Annotated in this window: 14 protein-coding genes, 2 tRNA genes and 1 pseudogene; 11 read left to right on the plus strand and 6 right to left on the minus strand. The window is 71.6% G+C overall.

Annotated features, from left to right (window positions below):
- Positions 1 to 8: 8 nt before the first annotated feature.
- Positions 9 to 1,043: a M48 family metallopeptidase gene (locus AB0C84_RS30725; RefSeq protein ID WP_361073349.1), complete on the minus strand. Its 1,035-nt coding sequence runs from the start codon at positions 1,041 to 1,043 to the stop codon at positions 9 to 11.
- 134 nt (positions 1,044 to 1,177) lie between these two features.
- Between AB0C84_RS30725 and AB0C84_RS30730 the strand changes: the two are divergent.
- The 10 genes and pseudogenes from AB0C84_RS30730 to AB0C84_RS30775 form a co-directional block, all read left to right on the plus strand.
- Positions 1,178 to 1,291, plus strand: a pseudogene (locus AB0C84_RS30730) (helix-turn-helix domain-containing protein); the annotation flags it as partial.
- Positions 1,292 to 1,498: 207 nt separating this feature from the next.
- Positions 1,499 to 1,942 carry a transposase gene (locus AB0C84_RS30735; RefSeq protein ID WP_361073391.1) on the plus strand — a complete coding sequence of 148 codons (444 nt, stop codon included), beginning with the start codon at positions 1,499 to 1,501 and terminating at the stop codon, positions 1,940 to 1,942.
- A 192-nt stretch (positions 1,943 to 2,134) separates the two neighbouring features.
- Entirely contained in the window at positions 2,135 to 3,421 is a 1,287-nt protein-coding gene (locus tag AB0C84_RS30740) for a phenylacetate--CoA ligase (RefSeq protein ID WP_361073352.1), read from the plus strand.
- A 52-nt stretch (positions 3,422 to 3,473) separates the two neighbouring features.
- The gene (gene nadD / locus AB0C84_RS30745) at positions 3,474 to 4,073 is read left to right on the plus strand and encodes a nicotinate-nucleotide adenylyltransferase (protein WP_179847081.1); all 600 of its coding nucleotides are present in this window, start codon (positions 3,474 to 3,476) and stop codon (positions 4,071 to 4,073) included.
- Between the two features lie 145 nt (positions 4,074 to 4,218).
- Complete coding sequence (gene rsfS / locus AB0C84_RS30750; protein ID WP_179847082.1) at positions 4,219 to 4,632, plus strand: ribosome silencing factor; 414 nt, start codon at positions 4,219 to 4,221, stop codon at positions 4,630 to 4,632.
- Complete coding sequence (locus AB0C84_RS30755) at positions 4,625 to 5,287, plus strand: histidine phosphatase family protein (protein ID WP_361073356.1); 663 nt, start codon at positions 4,625 to 4,627, stop codon at positions 5,285 to 5,287. Before rsfS ends, AB0C84_RS30755 begins: the two co-directional genes overlap by 8 nt.
- A gap of 77 nt (positions 5,288 to 5,364) precedes the next feature.
- Positions 5,365 to 5,437: transfer RNA gene (locus AB0C84_RS30760), tRNA-Ala, on the plus strand.
- Between the two features lie 451 nt (positions 5,438 to 5,888).
- Positions 5,889 to 6,119 (plus strand): hypothetical protein, encoded by a 231-nt coding sequence (locus tag AB0C84_RS30765; RefSeq protein WP_361073359.1) that lies wholly within the window; start codon positions 5,889 to 5,891, stop codon positions 6,117 to 6,119.
- A 113-nt stretch (positions 6,120 to 6,232) separates the two neighbouring features.
- Complete coding sequence (locus tag AB0C84_RS30770) at positions 6,233 to 6,628, plus strand: hypothetical protein (protein ID WP_361073362.1); 396 nt, start codon at positions 6,233 to 6,235, stop codon at positions 6,626 to 6,628.
- A gap of 84 nt (positions 6,629 to 6,712) precedes the next feature.
- Positions 6,713 to 6,785: transfer RNA gene (locus AB0C84_RS30775), tRNA-Ala, on the plus strand.
- 46 nt (positions 6,786 to 6,831) lie between these two features.
- On the opposite strand, the gene AB0C84_RS30780 is transcribed toward AB0C84_RS30775, so the two are convergent.
- The 3 genes from AB0C84_RS30780 to AB0C84_RS30790 all read right to left on the minus strand — a co-directional run bounded on the left by AB0C84_RS30780 (position 6,832) and on the right by AB0C84_RS30790 (position 8,810).
- Complete coding sequence (locus AB0C84_RS30780) at positions 6,832 to 7,932, minus strand: Vms1/Ankzf1 family peptidyl-tRNA hydrolase (RefSeq protein ID WP_361073365.1); 1,101 nt, start codon at positions 7,930 to 7,932, stop codon at positions 6,832 to 6,834.
- 48 nt (positions 7,933 to 7,980) lie between these two features.
- A complete protein-coding gene (locus AB0C84_RS30785; RefSeq protein WP_361073368.1) occupies positions 7,981 to 8,490 on the minus strand; it encodes a DUF1360 domain-containing protein in 510 nt (169 codons plus the stop codon).
- Positions 8,491 to 8,552: 62 nt separating this feature from the next.
- Positions 8,553 to 8,810 (minus strand): Rho termination factor, encoded by a 258-nt coding sequence (locus tag AB0C84_RS30790; RefSeq protein WP_361073371.1) that lies wholly within the window; start codon positions 8,808 to 8,810, stop codon positions 8,553 to 8,555.
- 67 nt (positions 8,811 to 8,877) lie between these two features.
- On the opposite strand from AB0C84_RS30790, the gene AB0C84_RS30795 reads away from it, so the two are divergent.
- On the plus strand, positions 8,878 to 12,102 hold the full coding sequence (locus AB0C84_RS30795; RefSeq protein WP_361073374.1) for a BTAD domain-containing putative transcriptional regulator: 3,225 nt from the start codon (positions 8,878 to 8,880) through the stop codon (positions 12,100 to 12,102).
- Between the two features lie 92 nt (positions 12,103 to 12,194).
- On the opposite strand, the gene AB0C84_RS30800 is transcribed toward AB0C84_RS30795, so the two are convergent.
- Positions 12,195 to 13,016, minus strand: a complete 822-nt coding sequence (locus tag AB0C84_RS30800) for an ABC transporter permease (protein WP_179847090.1) — start codon at positions 13,014 to 13,016, stop codon at positions 12,195 to 12,197.
- Positions 13,013 to 13,990, minus strand: coding sequence for an ATP-binding cassette domain-containing protein (locus tag AB0C84_RS30805; RefSeq protein WP_361073378.1), 978 nt, complete (start codon positions 13,988 to 13,990; stop codon positions 13,013 to 13,015). The genes AB0C84_RS30800 and AB0C84_RS30805 overlap by 4 nt, the downstream gene beginning before the upstream one ends.
- Between the last annotated feature and the right edge of the window lie 638 nt (positions 13,991 to 14,628).

Raw genomic sequence — 14,628 nt, forward strand, 5'->3', positions numbered from 1 at the left:
ATGCCCGGTCAGCTGCCGGACGTGGGCCCGTTGTCGCGCCGGGTGAACCGGTCGAACAGCCCGCCGGCCGCCCCCGCCGCCGCGTCGGCCATGTCGCGGACCTTGCCCACGAACGGGTCGGCCGTCCGCTCCCACGACTCGCGGTACGACTGGGCGGCCTCCTTGATCCCGTCGCGGACCGACGCGTTGCCGTCGTCGTCCCGGCGCGCGTAGTCCCCGGCCAGGATGCGGTCGTACTCGCCGCTGCGCGCCCACCGGTCGATCTCGGCGAACCGGATCACCGCGAACGGGTGCGACTGCCCGAGCAGGTTCATGAACTTCAGCAGCCCGTCCCGCACGTCGCCGGCCGCGTCGTACTCGCGCGCCTGCTGCAGGAACGCCTCGGCGCTCATCTCGCCGAGCCGCGTCCCGCCCGCGAGCTTCATGTTCACCCGCTTGGCCGCGTCGAGGTCCTGCCCGGCGAGCAGCCCGGCCCGGTCCGACGACAGCTCCGCCTTCCGGAACCACTCGCGCAGCCCGATGATGATCGCCGCGATCCCGACGTTGCCGAGCGGCAGCCACGCCAGCCGCGCCCCGAGCTGCAGCAGGATCTGCATCATCGTCTGGTACACCGCGTGCCCGGACAGGATGTGCCCGACCTCGTGCCCGACGACGAAGCGCAGCTCCTCCTCGTCCAGCAGGTCGATCAGGCCGGTGTTCATCACGATGAACGGGTGGTCGGACCCGAGCGCCATCGCGTTCGGCGTCGGGTCCTGCCGGACGTAGAGCTCGGGAACCTCCGGCATGTCCAGGATGTAGGAGGCGTCGCGGACCATGTCGTAGATGTGGCGGAACTGGTCCTCCCCGACGCGCACCGTCCCGCCGAGGAACATCAGCCGCAGCGACCGCTCGTTGACCAGCCCCGACAGCTTGCGCAGCACGACGTCGAACCCGGAGAGCGAGCGCAGCGCCACGAGCGCCGAACGGTCCGCCGGGTGTTCGTAGGCCCGGGAACTGATCCCCGGGAACCGCGTACGTGCTCGATCCGGTGTGTTCTCCGTCATGTCCGACCTCCTGGAGGGTGCAGGGCCTTGTCAACGGGCGGACGTGAGACGGTGCCATGCCCTGGGAACGTCCGGGGCTGCGGGTCCACGCGTCTGTCCGACCTTCGCCGACATGTTCGAATAGTGTTCACAGTGTGACGCACTGTGTTCGCCGGTCCTTCCGGTACCGCTTCTACCCGACCTCGGAACAGGTCGAGCACCTGAGTCGAACCTTTGGTTGTGTTCGTCTGGTCTACAACATGGCCTTGGAGGCGCGCGTCAAGGCTCACCAGGAGGGCCGGAGCATGGCGTACAAAGGTCCAATCCGACCGGCTTATCTGTCGGCGCCAAGGGTTCGACGGGGATCTCGCACAGGAGGGAGGAGGCACGCAGGAGATTTCGTTGAGGAACGAGAGATCGTCTTCCCGCTTCCAGGCCGTCAGAGCCGCAGGCGACTCCTCCTCAAAGCGCAACGCGTGCTGTCGCGAAGAGAGCCGGGGTCCGCCGGCCATGCCGAGGCCCGGCTCCGGCTTGCGCGTGTCCACGCGAGAATCGCCGACCGGCGACGCGACTTCCTCCACAAGCTCACGACTCGGCTCGTCCGCGAGAACCAAGCGGTCGTCATCGAGGACCTCAACGTGGCCGGCATGGTGCGCAACCATCGCCTCGCGCGCGCGATCACGGATGCGGCCTGGCGGGAGAGGCGGTTCATGCTGGAGTACAAGTGCGCCTCGTACGGACGTGACCTCGTGGTCATCGACCGCTGGTATCCGTCGTCCGAACGCTGCTCCGAGTGCGGGGCGGTCCGGCGGGACCTGCCGCTGGGCGTTCGCACCTGGACGTGCTCGTGCGGAGCGGAGCACGACCGGGACGTCAACGCGGCCCGCAACATCCTCGCCGTCGGGCTGGCGGAGAGGTGAAACGCCTGTGGAGCCGATGTCAGACCTCAACGGGAGTCTTCTTTCCGAGCGGGCGATCGGCGACGAAGCGGGAAATTCCTTTCAACAGGGGATAAGCCAAGTCTGGCATGGTAGTTCCGACGATCCACCGTGCCGCAGGGTTCCCCGCCGCGGGTGCCCCGTCCGGCTCTGGCCGCGCCCCTGGAGGCAGCCATGTTCGACCCGAAGGCCGAGGCGATGTCCCTCGACGAGCGCGCCGCGCTGCAGCGGCACCGGGTGTGGGGGCTGGTGGACCGGCTCCTCGCGGCCGGCGGCGTGCAGGGGCGGCGGCTCAAGGAGGCCGGGGTCGGGCGCGGGGCCGACGTGACGCTCGCGGGGCTGCGGGACCTCCCGTTCACCACCAAGCAGGACCTCTGGGACCACTACCCGTTCGGGATGCTCGCCGTGCCGCGCGACCAGGTCGCCGCCGTGCACGGCTCCAGCGGGACGCGGGGGCGCCCGACGCTCGTCGCCTACACCAGGGCCGACCTCGACCTGTGGGCGGCGATGTGCGCGCGCTCCCTGTCGTGCGCCGGGGCGTCGCCGGGCAGCATCGTCCACAACGCCTACGGCTACGGGCTGTTCACCGGCGGGATCGGCATCCACCAGGGGGCCGTCGCGCTCGGGGCGACCGTGGTGCCGATGTCGGGCGGCATGACCGACCGGCAGGTGCGCATGCTCGCCGACCTGCGCCCCGACATCCTGACCTGCACCCCCGCGTACGCGCTCCGGCTGGGGGAGGCCGTCGCCGAGGCCGGGGTCGACGTGACGTCGCTGAAGGCCGGGCTCTTCGGCGCCGAGCCGTGGTCGGAGGAGCTGCGCACCGCCATCGAGGACGTCCTGCCGATCAAGGCGATGGACGTGTACGGCCTGTCGGAGATCATCGGGCCCGGGGTGGCCACGGAATGCCTGGAGCAGGACGGGCTGCACGTCAACGAGGACCACTTCATCGTCGAGGCCGTCGATCCCGCCACCGGCGTCCCCGTCGAGGACGGCGTCCCGGGCGAGCTCGTCTTCACCACCCCCACCAAGCAGGCGCTGCCGCTGCTGCGCTACCGGACGGGCGACATCGCGTCCCTCACCCGCGGCGAATGCCCCTGCGGACGGACCCTCGTGCGGATGAGCAAGATCGTCGGCCGCGCCGACGACATGATCGTCGTCCGGGGCGTGAACGTGTACCCGAGCGAGGTCGAGCGGGTCCTGCTCGGCTCCGGGCTCGTGCGGCCGCACTACCAGCTCGTCGTGGACCGGCGCAGCCCCGCCGCACGGCTCCTGGTCGCCTGCGAGGCCCTCTCCGGCGACCCCGAGGCCGCCCTCGTCCACGCCCTGTACGAGACGCTCGGCCTCACCGCCGAGGTCGCGGTCCTGCCCGAGGGCACCGTGCCGAGGGTCGAGGTGGGCAAAGCCGTCCGCGTCGTGACCTGGGAGGACGGCGACCCGCCGCTGCCCGGCCTCGGCTGAGCCGCCGGGGGCGGACGCTCCGGACGGCGGCCGGCTGGCTATTGTCGTCGCTATGACGCAAAAGCGGCGACTGGGGATCATGGGCGGCACGTTCGACCCGATCCACCACGGGCACCTCGTGGCCGCCAGCGAGGTCGCGCACTTCTTCTCCCTGGACGAGGTCGTGTTCGTGCCCACCGGCATCTCGGCCCACAAGGAGGGGGCCAAGGTCGTCGCCGCCGAGGACCGCTACCTCATGGCCGTCATCGCCACCGCGTCCAACCCGCGCTTCTCCGTCAGCCGCATCGACATCGACCGGCCCGGCGCCACCTACACCGTCGACACGCTCCGCGACATGCGCGAGATCCAGGGCCCCGACACCGACCTGTTCTTCATCACCGGCGCGGACGCCCTGGAGAAGATGCTCACCTGGCACGACACCGACGAACTGTTCGAACTCGCCCACTTCATCGGTGTCACCCGCCCCGGCCACCGGCTCGCCGACCCCGGGCTGCCCGACGGGCGCGTCTCCCTCATGGAGGTGCCCGCCCTGTCGATCTCCTCCACCGAGTGCCGCGAACGGGTCGGCAGCGGCGAACCCATCTGGTATCTCGTCCCGGACGGGATCGTCCAGTACATCAACAAGCGGGGCCTCTACCGCGGTGCCGCCTGACGCGGCGCCCCGGCCACCTATTCTGGACGGAGACCGGGGCCGCATCTGCCATAGCGGTCGAACAACGACAAAGAGGTCGATCGACCGCCTCACATGAGAAGGTGGGAGCGGAGACGACCCCTACAGGGAGGATCGCGAGCGCACCGTGACCGCATCCGAGAGGGCGGCGCAGCTCGTCCGGATCGCCGCCGAGGCGGCGGGCGACAAGCTGGCCGACGACATCCTTGCCTACGACGTGAGCGAGCAACTCGTCATCACCGACGCGTTCCTGCTCTGCTCGGCCCCCAACGACCGGCAGGTCCGCGCCATCGTGGACGAGGTCGAGAAGCGCCTGCGCGAAGAGGCCGAGGCCAAGCCCGTCCGCCGCGAGGGCGAACGCGAGGGCCGCTGGGTCCTGTTGGACTACGCCGACATCATCGTGCACATCCAGCACGAAGAAGACCGCATGTTCTACGCCCTCGAACGGCTCTGGAAAGACTGCCCCCTCATCGACCTGCCGGAAAGCGTCACCGCCCACCAGGCCCAGCGCGCCCGCGCCGTCGGGAGCCCCAGTGAGTGACGCCCGCCCGGCCCGCGAACCGGGCAGACGCCGCCTCGTCCTCTGGCGCCACGGCCAGACCGCATGGAACGTCGAACGCCGCTTCCAGGGCAAGACCGACATCCCTCTCGACGAGACGGGCATCGAGCAGGCCCGGCGCGCCGCCCGGCTCCTCGCCGGCCTCCGCCCCACCGCGCTGCTCTCCTCACCGCTGCGCCGGGCCGCCGACACCGCCCAAGCCCTCGCCGAAGTCACCGGACTGCCCGTCGGCTACGACCGCGACCTCATCGAACGCGACGGCGGCGACTGGGAAGGCCTCACCTCCCGCGAGATCCGCGAACGCTACCCCGCCGAACACGCCGCCTGGCAGCCGCCCGGCGGCGAGACCAGCGCCCAGGTCGCCAAACGGGTCGGCGCCGCCCTCGAACGCGCCCTCGACGACCTGCCGCCCACCGGCCAGCTCGTCGTCGCCTCCCACGGCGCCGCACTCCGCCTCGGCATGTCCCACCTCATCGGCCTCCCCGAAGAAGTCTGGGAACGCCTCGGCGGCCTCTCCAACTGCTGCTGGTCCGTCATCACCGAAATGCGCGACGGCGGCTGGCGCCTCGCCGAACACAACGCCGGCACCCTCCCCGAACCCGTCCTCAGCGACGACCGCCCCGACGCCGGCGCCTGACCCCAAACGATTCGAGTCCAGCCCCGGCCGTCCTATACACTGGCTGGGCGCCGCGGGATGAACGTCCACGCGGCGGCGGGGCTATGGCGCAGTTGGTAGCGCGCCTCCATGGCATGGAGGAGGTCTGGGGTTCGAATCCCCATAGCTCCACGAACGGAGTTGGGAGTCCTGTACCCACGGAAAGCGTGGGTGGGGGCTCCCTTCTTTGTGTCTTCTGGGGGGCGACCCCCAGACCCCCGATGTGGGGGCTCCGCCCCCACGCCCCCTCCCGGCTCAGCTTCCTGAGCACCTGCCGCTCGGCGCGGGGTTGCCGTGCGGGCTTCGCTTGTTTGGGGCTTCGCCCCTTGCCCCCTCTCGGCTCAGCTTTCTGGGCACCTACAAAATGGTGGGGGTTGCCGTGCGGGCTTCGCCCGCGTGCTGGGGCTTCGCCCCTCGCCCCCCTTCTGGCTCAGCTTTTCGGGCATCTGCGAGTGGGTGGGGGCGCTGTGCGGGCTTCGCCTGCGTGGCTTGGGGGCTTCGCCCCTTGCCACCCTTCGGGGCGGGGGGTCTGATTGTGTACGGGTGGGGCTGAGCACGGGCGGGGGATGGTTTCATGCGGGGTATGGGAAGACACCGCAGGGGGGCGAAGCGCGAGGTCACCGTGGCCGACCTCATCGATGAGCTGCGCCGGTTCGATCCCGGGGCCGAGGTGCGGCTGGCGATCCAGCCGCGGATGCCGCAGGAGCACGGCGTCGGGACCCTCACGCAGGCCGACGGGATCGTGTGGATCGGCGACGGCGGGCAGCGGGGGTACGCGCCCGACGAGGTCGGCGAACGCCTCGGCTGGAGCTGACGCAAAGCCTTCACCATGACGGCGGCTACCTTTCCTCCCGCCGCGCTTCGCCGTGTCGATCATGCGGGAAGGCCCTCACGTGGCGATGCATGATCGAGATGAGGGTTGACCCCATGAGAAGCCGGTTCACCGGGAAGAGGCTGCTGCTCGCGGCAGCCGTCGCCGGGGCGTCCGTCGCGGCGACGACCGTTCCCGCGCAGGCCGCTCCGCCGCCCGACGCGCAGGGCTACCAGGTCGACGACTGCGCCAAGGCGCTCGACGTGCTGTCGTCGTTCAAGCTGCTCCCGAACCAGCCCGACCTCGGCCGGACGCTGTGCTCCATCGTGCAGCAGCAGAGGGATCAGAAGGACCAGTACAGCAACGAGGTCCACACCGAGTACACCGACGAGAACGGCAAGAAGGTCGAGAGCGACAAGTCCCTCGGCTCGGTCGAGTGGCTCAAAAGCCTTACCGTCCATGTGCCGACGATCAACGACCGCTGGTACGTCTACACCTCGCGGAACACCTGACCCGGGCGCCGGCCGCGGAGGAGCGACCCTCCGCGGCCCGCGCGTCCCAACCGCTCCCAACGTGCACTAAGCTTTTCCTCGCGAGGGGCTATGGCGCAGTTGGTAGCGCGCCTCCATGGCATGGAGGAGGTCTGGGGTTCGAATCCCCATAGCTCCACAAACGATTCGGGAGTGTCGCCCAGGGCGCCACTCCTTTTCGTTTCTCAGGCGGTGAAGCGCAGGACGGCGCCCACCTGCAGGGCCGGGGCCGGGCCGTCCGAAGGCAGGACGACCAGTTCGCCGTCCGTCGCCGCGGCCGCTCTCACCAGGGCGGCGTCGGCGCGTTCCTCACGGGGGTCGGAGACGCCGAACTCCTCGCGCAGCTCCTCGGCGGTGGTGGCGACCTGGGACGGGTCGGGGCCGACCCACAGCCGGGCCTGCGAGTCCGGTTCGTCCGCCAGCAGGAGCGTCTCCACCCGGGCCTGGCGCACGGCCTCCGTCGTCGCGTCCAGTCCGGAGACGGCGCGCTGCCCGTTCGCGAGTTCCCGGTCGAACCGCTCCGCCACGGTCATGATGCGCTCGGTGGACTTCAGTTGCAGGAGACGCCGCAGTTCGGCGTCGAGGTCCGGGTCGTCGACCGTGGTGTTCTTGTCCGCCTCGACGGTGTGCTCCAGGACGTGGTCCGAGACCTCCTCCAGGACGGCCGTCCGGGCGCGGGTGTCACCGGCGATCACGACGGCCTCGGCGCCGCAGCGTTCCGCGGCCCTGTCGATCTCGTGGGCGACCTTCTTGGCGTTGAGCTTCCAGACGTTCTCCGAGGAGCGCTGGAAACGGGACTGGTTCCAGTCGCCCGCCTTGACCTTGCGGATGGGGTAGTCCTCGTCCCCGTCCACGTCGATGCGCTCGCGCCTGCCGTCGGCGGTGACGCAGTCGATCGTGCCGCCGCGCCGGTCGACGACCGCGAGCAGGTGCGGGAACCGCTCGCCGCGCTCGGCGAGGTAGGGCAGGACGTCGGGGAGCGGGGCGAGGGTGGCGCGCGTGCCGCGGGGCGGGCCGGGAAGGCGCTCGGTGTGCACCACCTCGCCGTCCGCCGCGAAGATCACGATGCCTTCGGAGCGGCGCAGCTCCAGGTCGTCCCGGATGGTCTGCTCGACCGCGCGGAGCGTGGCGTCCGGCGTGTTCCGGGCCTCCAGCTCCGATCGCAGCGCCCGCCACCGCAGCTCCGCGGCCTTGGACGCGTCCTCGGTGGTCCGGGTGAGGTCGGCGTACACCGACGCGTACGGTCCCGGCTTTTGGTACAGCGTTTTGAGGAATGCCAGATCCATGGGTTCGCCGTACCCCCCGTATCTGTGACAAACGTGGCGCTTGGGGCGTCAGCCTTCGGCGGACTTCTGGAGCCGCGCGTAGGCGAGCTGCAACCAGTCCGAGCCGGCGACCGCGGTCATCGTGGCACCGGCGAGACGGGTCGCGTCCGGAGCGAACACCAGGCCCGCCGCGTAGGCCGTCGCGACCCACTGGGAGGTGCAGAACGGGCAGGTGATCAGTTCGCCGACGGCGTGCCGGACCCCCTTGCCGCGCACCTCCTCCGACAGCTCGGCCGGGCCGGCCGTCCCCGAGTAGCGGGTGAACGGGGCGCGCAGGGGGCTCGTCACCGGGTCCTTCGTGATCAGCCGGGACGCCTTGTGCGTCGTGATCGTCATCAGCGCCAGGTCGGCGAGACCGATCGCGGGGGCGCGGTCGCGGAGACGGCGGCCGAGCAGGGACAGCGCCCCCGTGGTGAGGGCGTAGACGGCGAGCGTGCCGAGGTAGGAGCCGAGCGGCCGGTCCTCCCCGGCGGCGTACTCCTCCTTCTGCTTGCGCGCGGTGTCGACGACCCCGTTCATGGGCTCTCCTTCTTTCGGGGGGCGATCAGGCAGGGATCGGCTGCCCTCGGTGCGAAGAGCGCCTAGTGGTCGCGCAGCGCTTTGACCAGATCCGACTTGTTCATCGAGGAGCGGCCCTGGATGCCGATCTCGCGGGCGCGCTTGAGCAGTTCGTCCTTCGTCCACTCGTCGTAGGACGGGCTCTTGCCGCCCCTGCGCCCGACCTTCTTCTCTCCCTGGGCCGCGGAGGCGTTCGCGATCCGCGCGGCCTTCTCCTTGCTCTCGCCCTTCTCGCGGAGCTTCTGGTACTTCTTCTCGTCCTTGATCTGTGCTCTAGGCATAAGGAAGCCGTACCCGGCTCGCGAGATCCACACATCGGGGACAATGGCACCCGGGAAGGGGGCACGCGTGCGCATCGGCATCCTGGGACCGCTCGACGTGCGGGACGCGGCCGCGCGGCCCGTCGAGGTCGCGGGCCGCAGGCTGCGCGCCCTCCTCGTACGGCTGGCGGCCGAGGCGGGCCGCCCCGTGTCGGCCGAGCGGCTGCTGGACGACCTGTGGGAGGGCTCCCCGCCCGGCGGGAACGCGCTCCAGGCGCTCGTGTCCCGGCTGCGCGGCGTCGCCGGGCGGGACATGGTCGAGCACGGCCCGGCGGGCTACCGGCTCGGGATCGACCCCGCCGAGATCGACGCGGTCGCGTTCGAGCGCGCGGTCGCCGCCGCCCGCGCCGAGCCGGACCCCGGCGCCCGGGCGGACGGCCTGCGCGCGGCGCTCGCGCTGTGGCGCGGCCCCGCCCTCGCCGACGTCGCCGACAGCGATTTCGCCCACCCGACCATCGTGCGGCTGGAGGAACTGCGGCTCGCCGCCGTGGAGGACCGCGTCGACGCCGAGATCGCCGCCGGGCTCCCCGTCCCGCCCGTCGCCGAACTGGAGCCCCTCGCCGCCGCGCACCCGCTGCGCGAGCGGCTGCGCGGCCAGCTGATGCGCGCCCTGTACGCGGCGGGACGCCAGGCCGACGCCCTGGAGGTGTACGAGGAGACGCGGCGCGCCCTCGCCGACCGGCTCGGCGTCGACCCGTCCCCGGAGCTCGCCGCCGTCCACCTGTCGATCCTCCGGCGGGAGGCGACGGCCCCGCCGCCCGAACCGGCACCCGCCGTCCCGAGGCCCGCCCGCTCCAACCTGCCCGCGCAGCTCACCAGCTTCGTGGGACGGGAGGAGGAGTCGCAACGGGTCGGCAAGCTGCTCCGCGAGACCCGCCTGGTCACCCTCACCGGCCCCGGCGGCGCCGGCAAGACGCGACTGGCGGGGGAGAGCGCCGCCGCGCTCCTCGACGAGATGCCGGACGGCGTGTGGTTCGTCCCGCTCGCGCCGGTCAGCGACCCGGGCGACGTCGTGCAGGCGGTGCTGTCGGCGCTGGCGGTCCCCGAGAACGTCCGGCCCGCCGAGACCCGCGCGGTGGTGCGGCCCCTCGACCGGCTCACCGACTTCCTCGCCACCCGGCGCACCGTGCTCGTCCTGGACAATTGCGAGCACCTCATCGACGCCGTCGCCCGGCTCGTCGACCACGTCGTCGCGCACGCCGACGGCGTCCGTGTCCTCGCGACCAGCCGCGAACCGCTCGGCATCACCGGCGAGTCGCTGTGCCCTGTGCCGTCCCTCCCGCTGCCCGCCGAGGACGACGCCGACCCGGCCGACGCCCTCGGCTACGCCTCGGTGCGGCTGTTCGCCGACCGCGCCGCCGCCGTCCGCCCCGGCTTCGCCGTGGACGCCGGCAGCGTCGCCGACGTCGTCGCGATCTGCCGCGCGCTCGACGGGATCCCGCTCGCGATCGAGCTGGCCGCCGCCCGGCTCCGCTCCCTCACACCAGGCCAGGTCGCGGCCCGCCTCGGCGACCGGTTCAGGCTGCTGACCGGCGGCAGCCGCACCGCGCTGCCCCGGCACCGGACCCTGCGCGCCGTCGTCGACTGGAGCTGGGACCTGCTGGACGAGACGGAGCGCGCCGTCCTGCGCCGCCTCGCGGTGTTCGCCGGCGGCGCCACGCCGGACGCCGCCGTCCGCGTCTGCGGCCTCGACGCGCCGGACGCGCCCGACCCGCAGGACGTCATCGACGTGATCGCCGCGCTCATCGACAAGTCGCTGGTGATGGCCGACGGCGACACCGACGTCCGCTACCGGCTGCTGGAGACCGTCCGCGTCTACGCGGCGGAGCGGCTGGAGGAGGCCGGCGAGACCCGCCGCGTCCGCGACGCGCACGCCGCCTATCTGATCGAGTTCGCCGAGCGCGCCGAGCCGGAGCTGCGCCGCCACGACCAGCTGGTCTGGTCCGCCCGCCTGGCCGCCGAACGCGAGAACATCACCGTCGTCTTCCGGCACGTCACCGAGGTCGGAGACGTCGAGGCCGCCCTGCGGCTCGTGGGCGCGCTGGTGTGGTTCTGGATCCTGCGCGACATGGAGCGGGAATCGGGCGGCTGGACCGTCGCCGTCCGCGACATGGCGGGCGGCGCCGCGCCCCCCGGCCTGGAGGAGCAGTACGCGATAAGCGTGGTCGCCGCCGCCATGGTCACCGAGATGACCAAGGAGTCGGGCCCCACGCAGGAGTCGCTGCGCCGGGCCATGAGCGACGCGGCGGCCGCGGTGCCCTCGGTGCCCATGCATCCCCTGCTCGCCCTCGCCGAGACGGGGGCCAGCATGTTCGGCGGGGACATGGCGGAGGTCCGGCGGAGCCTCGGCCGCATCCGCGACCACGCCGACCCGTGGGTGCGCGCCGTCGTCCGCGTCATCCTCGCGCACATGGGGATCAACCACGGCGAGATCGACGACGCCGCCGAGCAGGCCGCCGACGGCTACGCGCGGTTCCGCGAGCTGGGCGACCGGTTCGGAATGATCGTCGGGTTGAGCGGGATGATGCAGACCGCCATGGCGCGCGGCGACCTGGCGGAGGCCGTCCGCCTCGGCGAGGAGGCCCACGGCTACGCCACGGGCGGCGTCAGCCCCGAGCAGGGCTCCGCGCTGCTGGCCCAGCTCGCGTGGGCGCGCGCCCGGCAGGGCGAGATCGAGCGCGCCCGAGCCGACCTCGAACGCGCCATGGTGCAGTCCGAGCGCATCGGCGAGCTCGCCGACGCCGCGAACTCGTCCCTCATGCTGTGCGAGATAGCGCTGCTCGAAGGCGACCGCGAGGCCGCCCACAGCCATGCCGACCGCGCGTGCGCGTGGGTCGAGTCGCGTGGGCACCGCCCCGACTTCGCGCAGACCGCTCGCAGGACGTTCAGCCGCCTCGGCTGCCTGGCGGAGGAGGACGGCGACCTGGAGGCCGCGAAGCGCCGGCACGTCCAGGCGCTGGGCGACCTGCCGAACGACGCGCTCATGGGAAACCCGACCGTGGCGGCCCTGGTCGAGGGCGCCGCCGCCTACGCGGCCGCGCGCGGGGAGCACATCCGCGCGGCCGAGTTGCTGGGCACGGCGCACAACCTCCTCGGCTACCGCGACGCGGCGAACTACGAGGTCTGCAGGACGCTCCCGCTCGTCAGCGGCGTCCTCGGCGAGGAGGCGTTCGCCGCGGCGTACGAGCGGGGGCGGCTGGTCACCCGGGACGAGGTCTTCGAACAGGCGGACGGGCTGGTCACCTCCATCTGAGCGCACCCGTTCCCAGGTCGTCATCTTCGGTGCCCGAAAAGGCGCGTCGCCCCGAGAACGGATTCTCCGGGGCGACGCGCGTTCGGGGGACGTCATGCCCTCCGCGAGTACATGCGCATGGCCAGCGGGAACGTCACCAGGACGATCCCCGCGGCCCAGGCGAGCGTGTACCAGGCGTGGTTCCCGATCGGGCCGCCGACGGTCAGCGCCCGCACCGACTCCGCCAGGTGCGTGACCGGGTTGACCTTCGTCCAGGCCTCCAGCCAGCCCGGCATCGTGGACGTGTCCGGCACGAGGATGCTGCTGCCGAACGTCAGCGGCATCACCCAGATGAACGCCAGCCCCTGCACCGTCTCCGGCGTCGGGGCGACCAGCCCCACGAGCACGGAGATCCAGCAGACCGCCAGGTAGAACACGTACGCCAGCGCGAACGCCGCCAGCACCGACAGCGGATCGGTGTGGAACCGGAACCCGAGGACCGACCCGAACCCGACGAGCACCGTCATCACGGTGATGAACCGGACCGTGTCCCCGAGGACCGTCCCGAGCAGCGGCGCCGAACGGGCGATCGGAAGGCTCCGGAACCGGTCGAACACGCCCTTGTGGATGTCCTCGTTCAGCGCCGTCCCGAGCCCCATGGTGGCGAACATCGCCATCTGCGCGACGAGCCCCGGGAGCAGCTTCTGCAGGTAGGAATGCGTGTCGCCGGCCACCGCGCCGCCGAACACGTACAGGAACAGCAGCAGGAACACGATCGGCATGAGCGTCGTGTCCAGCAGCTTCTCCGGCGAGTGCCTCAACTGGGCGACGTTGCGCCACGCCAGCGTCAGGCCGTGCCGCAGGGTCCGCTTCATGCTGATGCGCGCGGGCGGCTCCGCGGCGGACGGACGGCTGTCGACGGTGATGGCGGTCATGCCAGGCTCCCCTCGGAAACGAGCTCGGACGTGGGCTCTTCGGCGTGATGGCCCGTCAGCGTGAGGAACACCTCGTCCAGGCTCGGCATCCGCAACGCCAGCTCCGCCGCGACGATGGACGCCTCGTCCAGCCGCCTCACCAGGACCGACAGCAGGCGCGGATCGTGCACGGGCGCCGTGACGAGGCCCGCGGCCTCCTGCACCTCCGGGCGCTCCCCGGTCAGCTCCGCGACGATCGCGGTGAGCTGCGCCGTGCGGAACGGCTCGGCCGCCCGGACCACCAGCGTCTGCCGCCCGATCCGCCCCTTCAGGTCGTCGGAGGTGCCCTCGGCGATGACCCGCCCGTGGTCGAACACCGCGATCCGGTCGGCGAGCGCGTCGGCCTCCTCCAGGTACTGCGTGGTCAGCAGGACCGTCGCCCCCTCGGCGACGACCTCCCGGACCGTGTCCCAGACCTCGTTGCGCGCCCGCGGGTCCAGCCCGGTCGTCGGCTCGTCCAAGAAAATGATCTCCGGGTGGTTGATCAGGCTCGCCGCCAGGTCCAGCCGGCGGCGCATCCCGCCCGAGTACGTCTTCACGGCGCGCGCCCCCGCGTCGGTGAGCCGGAACCGGTCGAGCAGCCGCCGCGCCCGCGCCTTCGCCTCCGCGCGCCCGAAGTCCAGCAGCCGGGCGATCATCACGAGGTTCTCGAAGCCGGTCAGCTCCTCGTCCACCGACGCGTACTGCCCGGTCAGCCCGATCTTGGCCCGGACGCGCACCGCGTCCTTGACGACGTCGTACCCGCCCACCTCGGCACGGCCGGCGTCCGGCTTCAGCAACGTCGCCAGCACGCGCACCGCGGTGGTCTTGCCCGCACCGTTCGGCCCGAGGACCCCCAGCACCGTGCCGCGGCGAGCCGTGATGTCCACACCGTCCAGGGCCTTGGTGTCCCCGAACCGTTTCCGCAGCCCCTCCGCGCGGATCACATCGTCCATCCGAGTGCCTCCCGTAAGTCTTTCGTTGTGACGGTCACCACCGTGGACGAGGGCGCTGACGCCGCGCGGACAGCGGGGCGCGGACGCTGACGTGACGCTGACGGGGCGCTAACGCCGACGACGTGAACCGCACGTGACCTGGGTGTATCGGCGGACGGGCGAACAGGTGGCCGAGCCCGATTTGACGGGCCTTCCGAGGCTGCCTAATCTCTGTGGTGCCCCAAGGGGATGCGGGACGCCGACAGGCGGACGGCCCCGGGGGACACTGAAAGAGGAAAACGGTTCGCAGCGTTCTGCGCACCGGGGTACTCTGGAAGTACAAGCCCGGACGGGATGCAGGACGCCGCAAGGTGGCCGGCCCGCAGGGCGCCTCCCACGGAACGATCTCTTCCGAGTCTTCGGCTTGGTTGGTGTTCGTCGCGTGGGGGACCGGAAACACCTTCGGACGTCAAAAAGATCTTCGCAGATCGACTTGACACTGAAGATGAGTCTGGTAAGTTAGCAGGGTTGCCCCGGAGCCGGGGGCCGCGAGAGCGGGGTCCGGCGCGGTGGGTGTCCGTTTCTTGAGAACTCAACAGCGTGTTAAAAGCCAGTGCCTTTATCGGCTCGGTCGAGTTCGGCCGGGTCGCCCCGTGCCG

Origin of the sequence: Actinomadura sp. NPDC048955, from assembly GCF_040649435.1 — a bacterium.
Taxonomy (GTDB): domain Bacteria; phylum Actinomycetota; class Actinomycetes; order Streptosporangiales; family Streptosporangiaceae; genus Spirillospora; species Spirillospora luteofluorescens.